Source organism: Streptomyces sp. NPDC033174 (assembly GCF_055577795.1).
In genome coordinates this window covers 621,558-640,375 of sequence record NZ_JBVIPQ010000001.1, presented here as the reverse complement: position 1 = coordinate 640,375, position 18,818 = coordinate 621,558, and the positions used below count along the sequence as shown (strand labels likewise).

The 18,818-nt window shown below is 72.5% G+C and carries 18 protein-coding genes and 1 tRNA gene; 5 read left to right on the top strand and 14 right to left on the bottom strand.

All coding sequences use genetic code 11. From position 1 onward, the window contains the following. Nucleotides 1–27 precede the first annotated feature (27 nt). From ACZ5VC_RS02995 to ACZ5VC_RS02980, 4 genes are all read right to left on the bottom strand, one after another. Nucleotides 28–243 (bottom strand): FmdB family zinc ribbon protein, encoded by a 216-nt coding sequence (locus ACZ5VC_RS02995; protein WP_469118349.1) that lies wholly within the window; start codon nt 241–243, stop codon nt 28–30. 22 nt (nt 244–265) lie between these two features. After that, nucleotides 266–880: a DUF4383 domain-containing protein gene (locus ACZ5VC_RS02990; RefSeq protein WP_469118348.1), complete on the bottom strand. Its 615-nt coding sequence runs from the start codon at nt 878–880 to the stop codon at nt 266–268. 319 nt (nt 881–1,199) lie between these two features. Next, on the bottom strand, nt 1,200–2,501 hold the full coding sequence (locus ACZ5VC_RS02985; protein WP_469118917.1) for a hypothetical protein: 1,302 nt from the start codon (nt 2,499–2,501) through the stop codon (nt 1,200–1,202). Nucleotides 2,502–2,722: 221 nt separating this feature from the next. Continuing rightward, nucleotides 2,723–3,523: a DUF4097 family beta strand repeat-containing protein gene (locus tag ACZ5VC_RS02980; RefSeq protein WP_469118347.1), complete on the bottom strand. Its 801-nt coding sequence runs from the start codon at nt 3,521–3,523 to the stop codon at nt 2,723–2,725. A gap of 170 nt (nt 3,524–3,693) precedes the next feature. Here ACZ5VC_RS02980 and ACZ5VC_RS02975 point away from each other — a divergent pair. Beyond that, nucleotides 3,694–3,768 (top strand) — tRNA-Val (locus ACZ5VC_RS02975). 241 nt (nt 3,769–4,009) lie between these two features. Here ACZ5VC_RS02975 and ACZ5VC_RS02970 read toward each other — a convergent pair. Next, the gene (locus tag ACZ5VC_RS02970) at nt 4,010–5,341 is read right to left on the bottom strand and encodes a DUF1254 domain-containing protein (RefSeq protein ID WP_469118346.1); all 1,332 of its coding nucleotides are present in this window, start codon (nt 5,339–5,341) and stop codon (nt 4,010–4,012) included. A gap of 251 nt (nt 5,342–5,592) precedes the next feature. On the opposite strand from ACZ5VC_RS02970, the gene ACZ5VC_RS02965 reads away from it, so the two are divergent. Beyond that, entirely contained in the window at nt 5,593–5,841 is a 249-nt protein-coding gene (locus ACZ5VC_RS02965; protein ID WP_469118345.1) for a DUF2277 domain-containing protein, read from the top strand. Here ACZ5VC_RS02965 and ACZ5VC_RS02960 read toward each other — a convergent pair. The 5 genes from ACZ5VC_RS02960 to ACZ5VC_RS02940 all read right to left on the bottom strand — a co-directional run bounded on the left by ACZ5VC_RS02960 (nt 5,801) and on the right by ACZ5VC_RS02940 (nt 11,750). Next, on the bottom strand, nt 5,801–6,415 hold the full coding sequence (locus tag ACZ5VC_RS02960; RefSeq protein WP_469118344.1) for a DedA family protein: 615 nt from the start codon (nt 6,413–6,415) through the stop codon (nt 5,801–5,803). The two genes, ACZ5VC_RS02965 and ACZ5VC_RS02960, sit on opposite strands and share 41 nt — an antisense overlap. Nucleotides 6,416–6,530: 115 nt before the next feature. Beyond that, nucleotides 6,531–6,998 carry a DoxX family protein gene (locus tag ACZ5VC_RS02955; protein WP_469118343.1) on the bottom strand — a complete coding sequence of 156 codons (468 nt, stop codon included), beginning with the start codon at nt 6,996–6,998 and terminating at the stop codon, nt 6,531–6,533. 60 nt (nt 6,999–7,058) lie between these two features. Further along, a complete protein-coding gene (locus ACZ5VC_RS02950; RefSeq protein WP_469118342.1) occupies nt 7,059–9,128 on the bottom strand; it encodes an FAD/NAD(P)-binding protein in 2,070 nt (689 codons plus the stop codon). A 93-nt stretch (nt 9,129–9,221) separates the two neighbouring features. After that, nucleotides 9,222–10,970, bottom strand: a complete 1,749-nt coding sequence (locus tag ACZ5VC_RS02945; protein WP_469118341.1) for an alkaline phosphatase D family protein — start codon at nt 10,968–10,970, stop codon at nt 9,222–9,224. A 135-nt stretch (nt 10,971–11,105) separates the two neighbouring features. After that, complete coding sequence (locus ACZ5VC_RS02940; protein ID WP_469118340.1) at nt 11,106–11,750, bottom strand: HNH endonuclease family protein; 645 nt, start codon at nt 11,748–11,750, stop codon at nt 11,106–11,108. A gap of 184 nt (nt 11,751–11,934) precedes the next feature. On the opposite strand from ACZ5VC_RS02940, the gene ACZ5VC_RS02935 reads away from it, so the two are divergent. Together ACZ5VC_RS02935 and ACZ5VC_RS02930 are read left to right on the top strand one after the other, a co-directional pair. Beyond that, entirely contained in the window at nt 11,935–12,678 is a 744-nt protein-coding gene (locus ACZ5VC_RS02935; RefSeq protein WP_469118339.1) for an ABC transporter permease, read from the top strand. Between the two features lie 330 nt (nt 12,679–13,008). Beyond that, nucleotides 13,009–13,593 carry a TMEM165/GDT1 family protein gene (locus ACZ5VC_RS02930; RefSeq protein WP_469118338.1) on the top strand — a complete coding sequence of 195 codons (585 nt, stop codon included), beginning with the start codon at nt 13,009–13,011 and terminating at the stop codon, nt 13,591–13,593. A gap of 66 nt (nt 13,594–13,659) precedes the next feature. Here the strand turns inward: ACZ5VC_RS02930 and ACZ5VC_RS02925 are convergent, their stop codons facing one another. Both ACZ5VC_RS02925 and ACZ5VC_RS02920 read right to left on the bottom strand, forming a co-directional pair. Next, entirely contained in the window at nt 13,660–14,355 is a 696-nt protein-coding gene (locus ACZ5VC_RS02925; RefSeq protein ID WP_469118337.1) for an HAD family hydrolase, read from the bottom strand. A gap of 127 nt (nt 14,356–14,482) precedes the next feature. Continuing rightward, a complete protein-coding gene (locus tag ACZ5VC_RS02920) occupies nt 14,483–15,160 on the bottom strand; it encodes a peptidoglycan-binding domain-containing protein (RefSeq protein WP_469118336.1) in 678 nt (225 codons plus the stop codon). Between the two features lie 675 nt (nt 15,161–15,835). Here ACZ5VC_RS02920 and ACZ5VC_RS02915 point away from each other — a divergent pair. Continuing rightward, entirely contained in the window at nt 15,836–17,884 is a 2,049-nt protein-coding gene (locus ACZ5VC_RS02915; RefSeq protein WP_469118335.1) for an MDR family MFS transporter, read from the top strand. An 86-nt stretch (nt 17,885–17,970) separates the two neighbouring features. On the opposite strand, the gene ACZ5VC_RS02910 is transcribed toward ACZ5VC_RS02915, so the two are convergent. Together ACZ5VC_RS02910 and ACZ5VC_RS02905 are read right to left on the bottom strand one after the other, a co-directional pair. Then, nucleotides 17,971–18,465, bottom strand: coding sequence for a GNAT family N-acetyltransferase (locus tag ACZ5VC_RS02910; protein ID WP_469118334.1), 495 nt, complete (start codon nt 18,463–18,465; stop codon nt 17,971–17,973). Continuing rightward, entirely contained in the window at nt 18,462–18,812 is a 351-nt protein-coding gene (locus ACZ5VC_RS02905) for an antibiotic biosynthesis monooxygenase family protein (RefSeq protein ID WP_469118333.1), read from the bottom strand. The genes ACZ5VC_RS02910 and ACZ5VC_RS02905 overlap by 4 nt, the downstream gene beginning before the upstream one ends. Nucleotides 18,813–18,818 lie beyond the last annotated feature (6 nt).

The following is an 18,818-nucleotide window of genomic DNA, read 5'->3' as shown; positions in this document are numbered from 1 at the left end:
GACGGTCCGGGTCCCGCAGGTACTCCGCTAGCCGCAGCAGCCCCCGCCGCAGCAACCGCCCCCGCCGCCACCCGCGCCGGGGGCGGGCCCGGACGCGGTGCCGCCGACCGCGACGGCGGAGAGCAACTTGACGGTGTCGTCGTGCCCGTCGGGGCAGGAAGCGGGGGCGGCGGACTCGGCCATGGGCCGGTTCAGCTCGAACGTGGAGCCACAGGTGCGGCAGCGGTATTCGTAACGAGGCATGGCCCCAGGTTAGCGGCGCTGTCTACCGCGACCGGCTGCTCTCCCGTGCGGCCCTGGCCCGGGCCGCACGCGCGGCCAGGCGACGCTCCGTGGCGTCCTGTTCCGGGTGGCGGGCCCGCCAGTAGGGGTTGTCGTGCGGAAGCGTGCCGCTGACCCGCCCGTACATCCCGAAGAACATCAGCATCAGGCCGACGGCGAAGCTGAAGAGGACGTTCTGGATGTGGAAGGCGAGGAAGTTCAGTCCGGTGTCCAGCAGGGCGAGATTGACGAAGCCGCTGAGGATGAAGGCGATGCCGAGGACCATGTTGAGCGTCGAGGCGAAATTGCCGCCGATGACCATGCCGACGAAGAGCAGCAGCCCCACGCAGATGGAAAGGACACTCAGCGCGCCGTTGGTGTTGAGGCCCGCGACCGTGTCGCCGTGGGTGTCGAAGAACCCCGTCCTGTCGAGGAGACCGAGGATCCCGAAGGCGAGGAGGACGAGCCCGGTGAGGCCGGCGCCCACGCGGTAGACCCGGCTGAGGCGGTGGTCGACGGGGAGGTGCTCGTCGAGGCGTACGCGTCCCGCGCGATGCGGGGCGGCGTGGCGCACGGAGCGGGTGGTGCGGCGGCGAGGGTGGAGAGCAGGGGTGGCCATGGCGGCCTCCTGACACCGACGGAACGCGGAACGCGGGCACTTCCAGCATCCGCGCAGGCGGGGGCGGGAACAAGTCAGGGGGCGTGAGGCTGGGGGCCTGGCGCGGGGCGGGGCGGGGTGGCGCGGGAAGAGCGCAGGGGAGGGGAGCGCCCGGGAGTGGGGCTGTCAAGGCCATGGCGGCGCCGGGCTCAAGGGCGCCGAGGCTGGGGCGCGGGGCGGCGCGGAAACGGCGCAGGGTCGCCCGGGAGTGGGGCTGTCAAGGCCATGGCGGCGCCGGGCTGAGGGGGGCCGAGGCTGGGGCGCGGGCGCGGGGGCCGGCTCAGGAGCCGCCCGCGCCACGCTCCTCCCGGATGAGCTCGACGACCCGGGCGGCGGCGGCCCGGACGGCCTGGGTCTCGGTGAGGAAGTGCCAGTAGTCGGGGTGCCGGCCCTCGAGACCGGCGATGGCCCGCTCCAGACGGGCCACGGAGTCGTCGAGAGGACGCGCGTGGCGAGGGTCGGGCGTGTTGCGGCCGGCCATGGCGAGGCGCTGGGCGTCGCGGATGGCGAAGCGGGTGCGGTCGACCTCCTGCTGGGGGTCCTTGGAGACGGCGTTGAGCCGCTGGAGCCGGTCGCCCGCGGCGGAGACGGCCTCGTCGGTGGCGTTGAGCAGGGCGCGCACGGTGGCGAGGAGGGCGGTGGCGTCGGGCCATCGCTGCTCGTCGCGGGCCTTGGCCGCCTCCTTGAGCTTCTCCTCGGCCTGCCGGACACTCTCCGCGGCATGCCCGGGGACGGACTGGAGGTCCTGCCAGCAGGCGGCGGAGAAACGGCGCCGGAGCTCGCTGAGGACGGGCTCGACGGCATCGGCGCGATTGCCCAGCGCCTGGGCACGGGTGCGCAGGGAGACCAGGCGCTTGTCGATCTCGGCGGCGCGCTCGGGAAGCCGCTCGGCCTCGGCGCGTACGGCTTCGGCGTCCCGCAGGACCTGGTCGGCGCGCCGGAGCGTCTCGGGGACGCCGTGCCGGCCCGCGCCTTCGTTGAGTTTGGTGAGCTCGGGACCGAGGGCGGCGAGGCGGGCGGCGAGATCGTCCGCTCTCAGACCGGAGCCCCGCACCGCATCGAGAGCAGTGCTCGCATTGCGGAGCGCCTGTCGCGCCCGCTCGACGGCCGGCGCGAGCCGCGCCAGCTGGGTCTCCGCCGTGTCGAGGAGCGGCGCGAGCCCCTGCTCGAACCGGTCCAGCTCCCCCTTGACCCGTACGAGATCGTCCTTGGCCCGGCTCAGCTCCGTACGGGCCCGCACCGCCGTCGACGCGTCCAGATCGTCCCGGTCGAGGTCGTGGCTGTCGACGGCGGTGATGTAGCGATGACTCACCTCGTCGATCCGCCGCCCCAGCTCCGCGAAGTCGTCCACGGCCCGGCGGGCGCCGGGGGAACTGTCCACGGCCGTGATCGTCTCGATCGAGATCCGAAGATCGCGCTGGGCGGTGTCGAGCTCGTAGAAGGCGGCGGCGGCGTCGTCCTTGGCGGCCTGGGCCTCGGCCCGATGGCTCTCTCCGCGCCCACCGAACCAACGGCGCGTACCCCCACCGGCGAAGGCGCCGGGCAGTACGGCCAGGGCGAGCGGTAGGGCGAGGAGTGTCAGTCCGGCAACGTCACCGACGCCGTTCCAGAGGCTTCTCCCGAGGCCGGTCCGGGGGCGAGCCGCGACGCCGGTCCCGACGCCCTTCCCGAGGACAGCTCTGACGGCACTGACGGCACCGCTCGCACTCGGCCTCGCGTGTGTCGCCGCCACATCCCTCTCCCGTGCCGTGTCCACCCTGCCGGTTCATTCTCCCACCAGGTAAGGACGAACACACGGGCCGGTTAGTTCGCGGTTCGCACGGTGACTTCCCCGTTGTGGCTCTGCGCCTTCACCACATGCGCGCTGCTGTCGTCGGTCGGAACGTCGACGGCGACCTCGCCGTTACGGCTGTCGGCGGTGACCGCGTAGCGGGTGCTGCCGCGCGGCAGATCGATCGTGACGGCACCGTTGTCGCTGAAGGTCTCCACCCGGTCGGGCACGGCGCTCAGACCGAGCCGCACCTCTCCGTTGTCGCTGCGCGCCACGACGCTCTTCGCGGTCGACCGCTCCACGGTGACCTGCCCGTTGTCGCTCTCCAGCTTCAGCGGGCCGCCGGCGTTCCGTACCCTCACCTCCCCGTTGTCCGACCGGACGTCCAGCGCGGTGGCGAACCCGTCCGCGGTCACACGGCCGTTGTCGTTCCGCACCACCACGGCCACCCCGCGCGGCACCTTGATCCGGTGCCGGGAGTCACAGTCGGCCGCGAGCCCGTCGCACTCCACGCGCAGTGTCAGCGTCCCGTCCTCCAGCTTCCACGTGGCGTCGGGCCCGCTCCCCATGACCACCCACCCGTCGACCTGCCGCGTCACCTGGACGTCCTTCACATCGGCCGGCACGAGCTCCAGCTCGGAGTTTCCGGCATCGACGGTGAGCGCCTTCCCCTCGAACGCGAACGCCTTCCTCTCGACGGGCGCCGCGTCCAGATCCCCACTCCCACACCCGGTCACCCCCAGCACCCCGACCACGACGGCCACGCCGGCGACGAGCGTGCGATGACGGGTGCCGGCGCCGGTACGTACGAGATGTGCGGCCACGATGATCATTCCCCCAGGTAGCGCGTTCGAAGACCCCCTCAAGGTAGGAAGAACCCCACCGCCCCCACGATCCGGCGGCCCACCGTCTCGAGGTGGGGCTAGCCCCCCGGTCCCCGGCGCCCCGTGTATCGGTTTGCAGGACATACCCGGGGGCCATGTACGCTGTTGCCTCATTCCACGGGTGCGTAGCTCAGGGGTAGAGCGCTGCTCTTACAAAGCAGATGTCGGCGGTTCGAAACCGTCCGCGCCCACCAGTACGAAGACCCCCAGCCGATCAAGGCTGGGGGTCTTTGACATCCGTGCCTGACATCAACGGGCGTGGTCACTGGCGGCCGGGACACCTCCTGAGCAGCCGGTCCACTCGGCCCAGTGCCACTACCCCGCATGACCGAGCCCCGCCCCCCGGCGACTGACGGCGACGACCCCGTCGCCGCATCGGTCCGTGCCCACCGTCACGGCCCCATGCCCCTCAGGCCGGAGACCATCCGGCGTTCGTCAGGCATGCCGCTCGATGCCCGGCAGGCGGTAAGCGCCCTCCAGGATCGGTTCCCCCGGGATGTAGAGGCGGAGCATCGGGCGGAAGGTTCCCTTCGGGGTCGGGAGCCAGTTCGCCGTTTCCGTCGGGTGGGACGGTGGGGGGTGTTGGAGGGTGATCGTCAGGCCGCCGTCCGGGTCGGGGATGAGGCCCGGCGTGTGGGAGCCGAGGGAGTAGCGGTCGATCGGGTTGGGCACCAGGTAGTAGTCGGGGGAGTCGTACATCGTCAGCGACCAGAAGGCGCCGGCCGGCGGGGGCTCGGGGAAGCGCAGGCGGTAGGAGCGCGTGCCGGTCAGTTGGTGGCCGTGGGTGTCGGTGAAGGCCTGGGCGTAGACGGCCTCGTAGCCGTGGTTGCCCCAGAGTGCCGCCCGGGCGGCCGCGGCCCGCAGCAGGTAGGAGGAGGGGCGGTCGGGGGCCTTCCACAGGGAGGAGTCGATGGTGCCGACGCCGAAGTGGTCCAGGTTGTAGTCGAAGAGATGGGGGTTCATCTCCCACGCGCCGGGCGCGCGTTCGTCCCCCTCGGGTGGTCGGGCCGCCGCCTCGACGCGGGCCCGGCCGGCCGCGAGGCCCTCCGTCAGGGCCCGTACGAGAGCGGCGCCCGGGGAGACGTACGGCGAAGGGCCCTCCTCGAGGAGCCCGAGGGGCTGGAAGCGTTCCTGGTACTCCTGGTCCGGGGGTGAGGGCGGGAAGTCCGCCATCCAGACGCGGAGTTGTTCGAAGAAGCGGAGCTCGGCGGAGACGTCCGGGTCCGGGAGGGGCAGTTCGCCCGTCGTGCCGCCCGCCGTCAGCGTGAAGCCGGACTGGAGCGCGCGCACCCGTGCCAGGTCCGCCGGGCCGGCGCAGGCGGTGCGGCCGACGATCGACACCACCGCCGTCGGGGCGTCGATCACTCCGCGTACGCCCTCGGGCTCCGCGCCCGACCAGCCCGGCGGCACGATCAGCCAGTCGCTCTCGGCCGTCCCCGTCGCCCGCGCGCCGATGTAGGCGAAGTTGTTGGTCCAGGCGTCCACCAGCTGGAGGACGTAGTACGCACCGTCCGTGTCCGGTGCGTGGAGCCGGACCGGGCCGCCGGAGAGGTCGAGCTGGGCCATCGAGTACAGGGTGTCGTTGTTGACGGAGACGAGGTGGTCGTGCGGCCCGGCGAGATCGGTGGCGTGGGCGAAGCGGTTGAAAGGGGTGGGCGGGAGCGTTCCGAAGCCCTTGTGCTTGAACGCGTCCACCATCTCCAGGCCGTAGACCAGGGGATATCCGTACACGTACGCCTCGGCCGCCAGGGCGGAGAGCTCGTTCACCGGTCGCACCCCGTGCTCGGCGTGCGGCCCGGGAACCGGCCGTCGGGCACTGCCGCCGTACCGCGCGCCTCGGCGGGCGTCCGATCCGTCATCGCACGGCACCTCCGGTCACGACCCGCGATCATGGGACATCCCGCTCAAACCTCGCACGGACGGGAGCACGCCGCATCCGATGTCCGCCCGGACGGGCGCCTCGCGGCCCGGGCGTCGCGCCCGCCCCGGATGTCAGTGGTGCGCGCCACACTGGAGGCATGTGCCGAAGCATCAAGACTCTCCGACCGCCCGCCCTGCCCGAGAAGGCCACCGAGGAGGACTTCCGGGCCGCGGCCCTGCAGTACGTGCGCAAGGTCTCCGGTTTCCGGGCGCCCGCCGCGCACAACAGGGAGGTGTTCGAGCAGGCCGTGGAGGAGATCACCGAAGCGACCCGCAGGCTGCTCGAAGGGATAGAGGTACGAGGCGTCAGGACGCCGCAGCCGGAGCCGCAGCCGGACGCCGCATGAGGTAGGCGGCGAGCGTCCCCGCCAGGAAGAGGGCGAGGACGGAGACCGCCGCGCCGAACCACGTCGCGCCCAGCCACTGGCCGCCGAAGTACCCGAGGCCCACGCTGTAGCCCGCCCAGGCCACGCCCGCCAGCGCGGACCAGGGCAGGAACTCCTTGATCGTGCGATGGGCCGCGCCCGCGCCCAGTGAGACGACCGAGCGGCCGGCCGGGGCGAAGCGGGCGATCACCACGAGCGCTCCGCCGCCCCGGGCGAGCGCCGCGCCGAGACGTTCCTGCGCGGTGGTGAGGCGGCGCGAGCGGGCGATGGCGCGGTCCAGGCGCGCGCCGCCGCGCCAGGCCAGCCGGTATGCCACCAGGTCACCCAGCACCGAGGCGGTGGCCGCGCAGAGTGTCAGGACCAATAGCGAGGGGGCGTCCTGCGCCACCTCGGCGCCGGCGGCCGCGGCGGTCGCCGCCGTGATCACGAGGACGCCGCTCGGCAGGACCGGCAGGAAGACGTCGAGAAGGATCGACAGGGCCACCACGGCATAGATCCATGGGCCTGCGACCAGCGGCCCCACGCTGTCGAGCACCTTGACTCCCCGTGACGCACCGCCTGACAGCAAGAGAGCGTACGCCTGGCGATCTTCCGGGAACGGAGCAGGGCCCGGAACCGTCGCTGCCGGTTCCGGGCCCTCGCTGCGTGGGTCACGCGGCGACCGGGGACTTCCGCTCCTCGCGCAGGTCCTCGGCGTGCTCGTCGGCTCCGCGCGCCCCGAACAGCCGGTCCGCCGCCAGCGCGCCCGGGCCCGTGAAGACCAGCAGCAGGAACGACCAGCAGAACATGGCGGAGGCCTCGCCGCCGTTCTGCAGCGGGAAGAGGGCCTCGGACTGGTGGACGTAGAAGTAGGCGTACGCCATCGAGCCGGACGCGGCGAAGGCCGCGACACGCGTGCCGATGCCCAGCAGCACCAGGCCGCCGGCGACCAGCTGGATCACCGCCGCGTACCAGCCGGGCCAGGTGCCTGCGGCGATCGTGCCGCCGCCCACCGCGCCGCCGAGGACGCCGAAGAGGGAGGCGGCGCCGTGGCAGACGAAGAGGAGGCCGACGACGATGCGGAAGAGGCCGAGCGCGTACGGCTGAGCCTGGTGGAGACGGTGGGGCAGGGTGGACATGGGGGAGGACTCCCTCGGTCGTGGGGACGGAAACCGACGAGGGCGTCAGGTTAGGCAGACCTAATCAATACTTGCAAGTTCAACATTCGCTGCTCGGGCGGATTCCGCCGTATGGCTCGGCTCGGTGGCCGCACGTCGGATGGTGACGCGTAGCGCGGCACGGGCGACCGCGTCGGCGTCCGTGAGCATCACCGAGTCGACGCCGGGACGGGCGCCGGCCGCCGTGACCCAGTGCACGCCCTCGGTGGGCACTCCCACTGCGAAACGCCGCGGGTGGGGGCTGCCCTGGCGGTCGATCAGGTGGTACGGGCGCGGGGTGACGTCCAGTCCGCCGGTCGGGTACCCGTCGACGGTGTGGGTGCGGCACTGGTCCGCCCTCAGCAGTCGCGCGAGCAGTTCGTCGCCGGTACGGGTCAGGTCCGGCTCGGGCAGGCGGGCCTCTATGAGGGTGGTGACGGCCACCGTCGAGTCCGGCACGTCGGGGGAGTGCGCCAGGAAGACCCCGCCCTCCGCCCGCACCTCCAGGCGCGGACCGACCACCTCCAGAACGCCCGCCTCGATCAGGGCGGTCATCTCCTGGATGCGGCGGCGCGGCGGACCGATGGAGAGGAACGCGTTCAACGGGGTGTACCAGCGGTCGAGTTGGTCGCGCCGGGAGATGCCCGAGAGGCCGGCGTGGTCCACGATCCGGCGCAGCTCGTTGCGGATGTCGCGCAGGACGTCGAGGGCCGCCTTGACCGGCCCCGTGACGTTGCCGCGCGCGGCCTCGGCCGCGTCGCGACGCAGGTGGGCCAGCAGGCGGCCGCGGTGGTCGGCGGGCGAATGGAACGTTTCGTCGGCGTAGGGCCGCGAGAGCCGGTCCCATGACCAGCGGTCCTTGCCCGGTACGCCGAAGTCGTCCAGTACCGCCGCCTCTTCGGGGCTGCCGTGCGGCGCCTCGAGGAAGCGCCGGCGGAAGTCCGGCGCGCCGGGCAGCCGCGCCTCGTAGAAGACCGTTTCGACCTCTTTGGCAACCAGCGGCCATATCTCCCGCAGGAAATCGGGCGGATCACCGGCGTCCGCGCGCTTGCGGAACACCTCGATCGCGTCGTCCGTCAGTACCAGCGGCTCGTGGCGCTCCGACGGCCCCTTCTCGTTGTCGCCCCGCGCCTGGTACGGGACACCGCGACGCGAACCCGCGTACAGCCGCGGCTCGCGGCCGGACGGCCGGTAGACCAGCCGCCCGTCCTCCGCCCGCCCGAAGACGCCGCCCCGGCCTGCCGTCAGCAGGGCCATGTGGTCGAAGAAGTTGAGCCCGAGGCCGCGCAGCAGGACCGGTTCTGCCGGTGCGACGACCGAGAGGTCGAGATCGGCCGGGTTGGCCGGCGGGAAGTGGCGCAGGCCGTGACGCGTGGCGTGCTCGGTGAGCCGCGCCTCCGACGGGCCCGGCTTCACCGGGAGGTGGCCCTGCGCGAGGACCACCGCGCCGAGGCCGGACAGGATCGTTCCGTCGGAGAGGACGAGCCGCTGGAGTCCCTCCTCCCCGTCCTCCAGGCGTACGGCACGGGCTCGATGCACGTGTACGGTCACCGACTCCGGCGCACCGCGTACGGTCCGCTCGAACGCCCAGCGCAGATAGCGGCCGTAACAGGCCCGGGTCGGATAGTCGTCGGGACCGAGCCCGCCGTCGGGACCGGGCCCGCCGTCGGGACCGGGCCCACCGCCGAAGCCGAGCCCGTCGTCGTGACCGGTCCCGCCGCCCCGACTGCCGTCGTGTCGGACGCCGTCCTGCCGCGCTCCGTTGTCGGGACCGCCCTCCCCCAGGGCCTCGCCCATGGCCTCACGCCGGGTCGCCGCCCACTCGTACAAGCTCGGCCCCGGGCGTATCGGCCCCTCGCAGCGCACGCTGTCATCGGTGTACACCGTCACCTGTGATGCCACCGTGTTCATGAGCAGTTCGCCGGACTGGTCGGTGCGCCAGACCTGACCGGCGCCCGGGGGTGCCGGGTCGACGACATGGACGGTCAGCCTGGCGTCCGGGGACAGTTCGGGCGCGGAGGCGCAGAGTCTCTCCAGGACCGATGTCCCGCGCGGGCCCGCGCCCACCAGGGCGATGGCGCTGTCGGAGACGTGGGGGCGTACATCGGACAAAGCGGTGACTCCCGGGGCATGGGTGCTGCTGGAAGCGGAACGTCCGCCTCATCATGCCGTTGTAGCGCCCGGAGTCGAACCCCTGGCGGAGGATCAACCTCCGCTGTGGGACGCCTCACGAGCCCCCGCTTCCCCTTCCGCCTCACTGCCCGGGCCGGTTGCTCCGCCCGTGTCCTCCGCGAGGGTCCGCTCCTCCACCGTGACCAGCCGCGCGCCGGCATCACCCGAGCGCTTCCAGCCCCGTTCCGCGCGGGCCTGGTCCAGTCGCAGCACCGCCGAACGCCCGCTCAGATCGAGGGACATCAGCTGGTTCGCGAACCAGGGGCCGCCCGTCTTCTCCCAGGTGATCGAGGGTTTGCCCGTCCCGCAGTGCCCGGCCAGGGCGTGCCCGAGCCGCCGCCCCGCCCCGCTCCAGCCGAAGCGGAAGCCGAGCTGGACGGACCGGTGGATGGCGTTGTGCACGGGCGAGCAGGTCAGTTGCAGCACGCGTGACACGGGCCCGCCGGACGTCCACTCCGGCTCGGCGACATACGCGTGGTGCACATCGCCCGAGAGCACGCACACCGTCGCCGGGGCGTGCGGACCGCTGCCCGCCTCACGGATCAGCTCCGTCAACTCCTCGAAGGAGGAGGGAAAGGCCGCCCAGTGCTCCAGGTCCGAGCGCCGGCGCAGATCCTCGGCGAAGCGTGCCCAGCGCGCACCCCGCTCACCGCGGCAGAGCGCCGCGTTCCAGCCCTCCGCGTCATGGATGAGCGGCGGCAGCAGCCAGGGCAGTGAGGTGCCGATCAGCAGATGGTCGTACGTTCCCCGGCCGGCCAGCGCCTGCTCCCGCAGCCAGTCGGTTTCGGCCGGGTTGAGCATCGCGCGGCCGCGTTCGTCCAGTACGCGCGCGCTGCGGGTGTCGACCATCAGCAGCCGGGTCCGGCCGAAGTCCCGCCGGTAACTCCACCGCACACGGGCCGGATCGTCGTCGGCCCCGGCGGCGAACCGGCGCAGCGGCTCGGTCCCGTCGGGTGTGGCACGCACCGCCGCGAACAGTTCGTCCGTCTCCAGTTCGGCCGGGGAGAGATTGCCCAGCTGCTGATAGACCCAGTACGACATCAGGCCGCTGAGCACCCGCTCCCGCCACCACGGGGTGGCCCGCATGTCGGCGACCCAGGAGGCGCTGGTGTTCCAGTCGTCGATGACGTCGTGGTCGTCGAAGATCATGCAGCTGGGGACGGTGGAGAGCAGCCAGCGCACCTCGGGATCCAGCCAGGACTCGTCGTAGAGCCGGGTGTACTCCTCGTAGTCCGCGACCTCGGCGCCCGGTGGTTCGCGCAGATCGCGGCGGGCGGCGAGCCAGCGACGGGTGGCCTTGGACGTCTGGTCCGCGTACACCTGGTCGCCCAGCAGAAGGAGGACATCGGGTCCGGGCGCGTCCGGGTCGGCGGCGAGCCTCGCCGCGAGCGTGTCCAGCGCGTCGGGGCCGACCGGGTCCTTCTCGTCGGCGGGCGGCGCGGCCCAGCGGCAGGATCCGAAGGAGACCGAGACTCCGGCGGAGGGCACGTCGGGGGTGCGGATCACGCTCGCCGGGAAGCGGGAGCCGGGCAGCGGCCACACCGCGCGTCCGTCGAGCCGGACTTCGTACGCCGTCGCCGTGCCGGGAGTCAGGCCGGTCACCGTTATCAGCGCGTAGTGGTGGCCCGCAATCTGGAACGTCCGGGCTTCACCGCCCGCCCCGTCCGCGCACCGGACCTCCGTGGTGCAGGGCCGGTCGGTCTCGACCCAGATGGTCGCGGCGTCGCCCGCCTCCCAGTCCACGTACCGCAGCAGTGGTCCAAGCCGCAGCCCGGCTGCCATGAGTGCCCCCTCCGTCGCCCCGCACGTACGGTACGGAACGACGGAGGAGACCGGCTAGGTTCCAGCCGGCGGCGGAGCCGGCGACAGAGACGCCGGGGAGCCGGCAGCCGGGCCCGCGGCGGACTCGCCGCGGTGTCAGCAGCCGTTGAGGACGGACTGCAGGGCGCTCTTCTCGGCCGGGTCGACCGTCAGGGCCCAGTACTGCTTCACCTGCACCCACATACGTGCGTACGTGCAGCGGTACGCGGTGCGCGACGGCATCCACTCCGCCGGGTCGAGGTCGCTCTTGGCCTGGTTGACGTCGTCGGTGACCGCGATGAGTTGCGGGCGGGTCAGGTCGTTGGCGAACTGCTGGCGCTTGGAGGTGGTCCACGAGTTGGCACCGGAGCGCCACGCCTCGGCGAGGGCGACGACATGGTCGATGTCGAGGTCCGAGGCAGCCGTCCAGGTGGCGCCGTCGTACTCGGAGTACCAACTACCGCTCACAGCCGCACAGTTGGAGTCCTGGGTGACGTTCACGCCGTCGCGCTTGAGGACGACCTCGCGGGTGTTGCAGGCGCCGGACTGGGTGCTCCAGTGGGGGAAGAGGTCACGGCTGTAACCGCTGGAGGAACCTTCCGCCTGGACGGTCAGCTGGCCGAGGTACGTACGGGCGGTGGCGGCGCTGATGGGGGTCGGCGGGGACGCCTGGGCGGCCGGGGCGGTGGCCAGCAGGCCGGTTGCGGTGAGAGCGGCGGAGGCGAAGAGCACTGCTATTCGACGCGCGTAGACACCGGACATACGAACTCCCTGGTCGTGGGGGGACTTGGCCGTGCGACCCGGCGGGGTGGCTGGGCGGCTCGGCCATCGTGGCGGCGCGAGGTTTCCGTGAGGGGAGCGCCAGGTAACAGAGTGGCGACATGGGCACGTCACATCAAGGGGTTGACACACCAACAGTTCACCTGCCTCGCCATAGGGTTGGGCCGTGCTGCTGCCCGTGAACGCCACACTCGGCGCCGTGCTCGCCGTCCTTCTCGCCGTCGGCGCCACCGTGGCCGGCCTCGCTCACCTGGGCCGGGCCCGCGAACTCGTCGTCGCGGGGGTGCGCGCGGCCGCCCAGCTGGTGGCCGTGTCCCTGCTCATCGGCTGGGTCGTCCGATCCGTACCGCTGCTGCTCGCGTTCCTGCTGCTGATGTATGCCGTCGCGGTACGGACCGCCGGTCGCCGCATCACCCCGAACGCCACCTGGGGGTGGGCCGCCCTGCCGCTCGCGGCCGGCGTCGTCCCGGTCGTCGCCGCGCTGCTGCTCACCGGACTCGTCCCGGTCAAGGGCATCGCGCTGATCCCGGTCACCGGCATCCTCATCGGCGGCGCTCTCACCGCGACGGTCCTCGGCGGCCGGCGCGCGCTCGACGAGCTGGCCACCCGCCACGGCGAGGTCGAGGCGGGTCTCGCGCTCGGGCTCCTCGAACGGGACGCCCGGCTGGAGATCGCCCGGCCCGCCGCCTCCGACGCGCTGCTGCCCGGACTCGACCAGACCAGGACCGTGGGCCTCGTCACCCTCCCGGGCGCCTTCGTCGGCATGTTGCTCGCCGGCTCGTCACCGCTGCTCGCCGGGGTGGTGCAGCTGTTCGTCCTGGTCGCGCTGATGGCGGTCCAGGCCGTGGCGGTGGCCGTCGTGCTGGAGCTGGTGGCCCGGGGGCGGCTCGACCGGGACGCCCGGCCCTGACCGGCCCGCCGGGACCCGGGCTCTCACCCGCCCGACGGGGGCGTCCGCCCTGACCCGCCCGACCGGGACCTCCGGCCCTGACCCGCCCGCACAGGGGTGACGTACCCTGTACGGAGCAGAAGGGGAGTAGCTCTTCGCCGGACCGTCGACATACTGCTGAGCGCGTCTCAGCCGGCGCCCGGAGGCAGGACCCGTCAGGGACCGGCCAGCGAGACCTTCGGCCACAGCATCCATGCCTGTTCTTTTCATGGTGCTGTCGTGCCGAAGCGACCCCTGAAACGCTCAGGACTCTCGGCAGGGCAGCGCCCGACCGATTGAGGAATCCATCCCGTGCTGAGCTTCACGATCATGGCGATCACCTTCGGCGTCGTCTTTCTCGCGGAACTCCCCGACAAGACCGCGCTCGCCGGCCTCATGCTGGGCACCCGCTACCGCGCCTCGTACGTCTTCGTCGGTGTCGCCGCCGCCTTCGCCGTCCACGTCGCCCTCGCCATCGCGGCGGGCAGCGTGCTGACCCTCCTGCCGCACCGGCTCGTGCAGGCCGTCGTGGGCGTGCTGTTCCTCGCGGGCGCCGCGATGCTCCTGCTCAAGAAGAACGACGACGAGGACGACGAGATGAGGACCCCGGCCGACCAGTCCTTCTGGAAGGTGTCCGGCGCGGGCTTCATGCTGATCCTCGTCGCGGAGTTCGGTGACCTCACGCAGATCATGACGGCCAACCTGGCCGCGCGTTACGACAATCCGCTCTCGGTCGGCGTCGGCGCGGTGCTGGCGCTCTGGGCGGTCGCGGGTCTGGGCATTCTGGGCGGGCGCACCCTGATGAAGTACGTACCGCTGCGGCTGATCACCAAGGTCGCGGCGTGCCTGATGGTGGCCCTGGCGGGCTTCAGCCTCTACGAGGCGATCGCGCCGTGACGCGCCGGGGGTGACGGGCGACGTGTGACGCGCCCCGACCCTTGGTGTGGGGGGCGGGGTGTGGCACTACACCGTGACGTGGAGGCGGAACGTGCCGTCGGCCGCCGTCTCCACTCGCAGGGCTGTCAGGTCCGGCACCTGGACGTCCGGGCCGAAGGCCGCCGCGCGGGGGCCGACGCCCACGACGCGCATGCCGGCGGCGCGGCCCGCCTCGATGCCCGCCTGGGAGTCCTCGAAGACCAGGCAGTCCTCGGGGGCGAAGCCCAGCTCGGCCGCGCCCTTCAGAAAGCCCTCGGGGTCCGGCTTGCTGGCGCCGACACGCTCGGCGGTCACCCTGGTCCGCGGCATGGGCAGACCGGAGGCTCCCATCCTCGCCCGGGCGAGGGCCTCGTCCGCCGAGGTGACCAGGGCGTGCGGCAGCCCGGCTATGGCGGCCAGGAAGGCGCGCGCCCCGGGCACCGGGACCACGCCGTCGAGGTCGGCGGTCTCCTCGGCGAGCATCACCCGGTTGTCCGCGTGGTTCTCCTCCATCGGGCGGTCCGGCAGGAGGACGGCCATCGTGGCGTAGCCCTGGCGGCCGTGGACGACCTTGAGGGCCTCCTCCGGGTCCAGACCGTGCCGCTGCGCCCAGCGGCGCCAGCAGCGCTCCACCACCGCGTCGGAGTTGACGAGCGTGCCGTCCATGTCGAGCAGGAAGGCCTTGGCGGCCAGGACGACAGGGGCGGCGGGGGCGGGGCTGGCGGCGGAAGGGGTGGGCGGCATCGGCGGGTCTCCAAGGCGCGGGAGCAGGAACAGAGTGGTCCCGCCCGCCGGTCAGGGAAAACGGGCGGGGCCACTTTGTTCATCCACGATACAAAACGCGGGCGCGGATACCAACCCGGGGGGTCGGTCATCGCCCCCGTCTGTCCCCGCCGCCGTCGGTCTCCGCCTCCAGCGCCCGCCGCGTATTGGGTCCGTAGACGCCCTCCGGATCGCCCTCGACGCTCTGGTAGGACTGGTAGACGGCGACGCCCTGCTCGACCTTGTCGTTGTACTTGCCGTTGGTCGGACCGCTGTACAGACCCAGTTCCGCCAGACGGTTCTGGAGCTCGACCACCTCCGGGCCGCTGTCGCCCCGCTGGAGCGTGCCGTCCGGCGCCGGCGCGGTCGGCGGCCGGGAGATCACGCCCGTCGCCGACTCCGTACGGGTCGGGGCGGCCGCCGGCAGCGTGGACCGCCCGGCCGCCGGCGCGGAGACCCTCGACGCGGAACGGGTCGGCGAGGCGGAGGACGACGTCGCCGCCGAGGCGGACGCCGACACCGATGCCGAGCGAGTGGCCCGGAGCGACCCGGACGGGGTCGGCGCCTCGGACACCAGGGCGGCGCTCTCGGAGACCGTCGGAAGCACGCGCAGGTTCTCGTCGTCGTCGTTGTTGTCGAACAGGCCCCCTGCGAAGGCCGCCGCGCACACCGCCACGACGGCGACCGAGGCCGCCGCGGCGACGGCCAGCGGGCCGTGCCGCCGGGGCGCCTCCTGACGGGAGTCCGGGGTCAGGTCGTGGATCGCGTCACCGAGGAACAGTGGCATCGTCTCCTCCGCGGGCGCGACGGGACGATGGCCACCCGTCCACGCTCCGGCCGGTACGCCGCCGCCCTCGACCGAGGGTGGACCGTCCGTCCACGCCCCTGCCGGTACGCCGCCGCCCTCGACCGAGGGTGGACCGTCCGTCCACGCCCCTGCCGGTACGGGAGGCGGACCACCCGTCCACGCTCCCGCCGATGCGCCGCCGCCCTCGACCGGGGGTGGACCGTCCGTCCACGCCCCTGCCGGTACGGGAGGCGGACCACCCGTCCACGCTCCCGCCGATGCGCCGCCCTGGGCCCCCGTCGCTCCCGGTGGCGTCGGCAGCCGCACGGTCGACGGGCCGTCACCGTTCGCCGCCTGCGCACCACCTGGAACCGGCGGAGCACCGAGGTTCACGTACGGCCGAATCCGCAGCGGATTGAAGTCCTCCGCCTCCGCCGTCGCGGCCGTCCGGGCGCAGCCGCAGCCGGGCCCCGGTCTGCCGTCCGGGCTCAGCGGCGCGCCGCATGCGGGACAGACGTGTCCGGTCACAGTGTTCCCTCCCCTTGAACTGCGAGCGATTATGCAGCCCGCGCGCTCCAGGCCCCAGGCCGCTCCACCGCTCGGCAGGCCATAACCACGCATAAACCTCACGATGGAGGGTGAGACGGAGGGTGTAGCGCAGCGAAGGGGATGTTCATGGCCCAGGAAGTACGCACCCCGGCCGCCCGTTCGGGGCCCGGCGAGGGGCAAAGTCACCGCACCGTCCTGATCGCCATCGGGGCGCTGCTGCTGGGCATGCTGCTCGCCGCGCTCGACCAGACCATCGTCTCCACCGCGCTGCCGACCATCGTCAGCGAGCTCGGCGGCATGGACCATCTGTCGTGGGTGGTCACCGCCTACCTGCTCGCCTCGACCGCCGCGACACCCCTGTGGGGCAAGCTCGGCGACCAGTACGGCCGCAAGAAGCTGTTCCAGGCCGCCATCGTCATCTTCCTCATCGGCTCGGCGCTCTGCGGCATCGCCCAGAACATGCCGCAGCTGATCGCCTTCCGCGCGGTCCAGGGCCTGGGCGGCGGCGGTCTCATGGTCCTGTCGATGGCGATCGTCGGTGACATCGTCCCGCCCCGGGAACGCGGCAAGTACCAGGGCCTCTTCGGCGCCGTGTTCGGCGCCACCAGTGTCCTCGGACCGCTCCTCGGCGGCCTGTTCACCGAACACCTCTCCTGGCGCTGGGTCTTCTACATCAACCTGCCCATCGGAGTCGTCGCGCTCTTCGTCATCGCCGCCGTGCTGCACCTCCCGGCGAAGGGCACCCGGCACACCATCGACTACCTGGGCACCTTCCTCATCGCGTCGGTCGCCACGTGCCTGATCCTCGTCGCCTCCCTCGGCGGCACCACCTGGGACTGGGGCTCGGCGCAGATCATCGCGCTCGCGGTACTCGGAGCCGTACTCCTGGTCTGGTTCGTGGTCGTGGAGCGGCGGGCCGCCGAACCCGTGCTGCCCCTGAAGCTGTTCCGGATCCGGACCTTCACGCTCGTCTCCGTCATCAGCTTCATCGTGGGCTTCGCGATGTTCGGCGCGATGACCTATCTGCCGACGTTCCTCCAGGTCGTCCAGGGCGTCACCCCGACGATGTCCGGCGTGCACATGCTGCCGATGGTGCTCGGGATGCTGCTCACCTCCACGGCGTCCGGCCAGATCGTCTCCCGCACCGGCCGCTGGAAGGTCTTCCCGATCGCCGGCACCGCCGTCACCGCCCTCGGCCTCGGGCTGCTCGGCGAGTTGAAGGAGACCAGCTCCACCTGGGAGATGAGCGCCTACTTCTTCGTCTTCGGCGCCGGACTCGGCCTGGTCATGCAGGTGCTCGTGCTGGTCGTGCAGAACGCCGTCTCGTACCAGGACCTCGGCGTCGCCACCTCCGGGGCGACCTTCTTCCGGTCCATCGGGGCGTCGTTCGGCGTCGCCATCTTCGGCACCGTCTTCACCAACCGGCTCACCGACAAACTGGCCGACGCGCTCGCGGGCCAGGATCTCCCGCCCGGCGTCGGCGCCGAACGGCTCGCCGCCGACCCGCGCTCGATCGCCGCGCTGCCGCCCGCGCTGCGCCCCTCGGTCCTGCACGCGTACGCGACCTCGATCACCGACGTCTTCGTGTACGCGGCGCCGGTCGTCGTCGTCGCCTTCGCGATCGCCTGGTTCCTCAAGGAGGACAAGCTGCGCGGCTCCGTCACCGCCCCCGAACCCAGCCAGACGCTCGCCTCCAACCCGGTCGAACGCTCCTCGTACGACGAGTGCGCGCGGGCCCTGTCGGTGCTGGGGTCCCGGGAGGGCCGCAAGGCGATCTACGAACGGATCACCACGAAGGCCGGGCTCGATCTGCTTCCCGCCGCCAGCTGGCTGCTGCTGCGGATCAAACGCCACGGCACGGTCGAGCCCGCCCGGCTCGCCGACGTCACCCCCGTGCCGCTGCGTGCGATCACCGAGGCATCGCGGCAGCTCGAGGAGCGGCGCCTGGCCCGGCGGGAGGGGATCCAGCTGATGCTCACCGACGAGGGCGTGGAGGTGGCGGCCAAGCTGGCGAAGGCGCGTGAGGAGTCCCTGGCCGAGCTGCTCGGCGACTGGTGGGGGCCGGAGCGGCCGACGGACCTGGTGCAGCTGGTCGAGGAGCTGACGGCGGAGCTGGGCGGCTCCGACGACGACCGGCCGCACACCCCGCCGCCACCCCGCGACCACCACCGCTGAAACCGCCTGGCGCGGCTCCGGCCCTCGGCCTCGGCACCTCCGGACGAGGGGCGCGGTGCCGGGCCGGCCCTGGGGCAGGGCGGGCCCTACAGCTCCTTGCCGTACCAGATCTCCATGTACGGGCCCCGGCAGTACGCCGGGATCTCCGCGTAGCCGTGACGGGTGTACAGCGTCCGTGCCTCGATGAGGTCGAGGCGGGTGTTGAGCACCATCCGGCGGGCGCCGAGGCGCCGCGCCGCGTCCTCCAGCCCCCGCATCAGGAGCCCGGAGCCGCCGGAGCCGCGGAAGCCGGGCCGTATGTACACCCGGGTCAGTTCGGCGCGTTCGGCGTCCAGCATCAGCACGCCACCGCAGGCCGCCGGCCTGCCGCCCCGCCGGCCGACGAGGAACTGGCCGGTCGGCGGGGTCAGATGGCCGACCCCGTCGTCGGCGAGGCCCTCGTCGATCTCCGCCTCCGTGGCGGGGCGCTTCCAGTAGCGGCCCGCCACCTCGCCGTAGTAGTCGCGCCGCAGCGCGGTGGAGTCGGCGGAGTCGACGGGCTCGGGCCCCAGGGACCAGCCCACGGCGCCGCCGACGGTCACTTGGGTGCCGCCTGCTGCACGACCTCGAAGGACCACAGCGTGGAGCCCGACGCCGCGGGCTTCGGACGCCCGCCGCCCCCACCCTGTCCGGCGCCCGCTCCCTGCCCCGCACCGCCGCCCTGGTGCGCCGCCTTCATGGGGCCTTCCATCCACTTCTGGAAGTCCTCCTCGCTGCGCCAGCGCGTGTACACGAGGTACTGGTCGGTCCCCTCGACGGGCCGCAGCAGCTCGAACCACTCGAACCCGTCGGAGCCCTCCACCGCCCCCGCCCGCGCGGCGAACCGCTGCTCCAGCACCTCGCGCTGCTCGTCCGGCACAGTCAGGACATTGATCTTCACGATGCTCATGAGGGC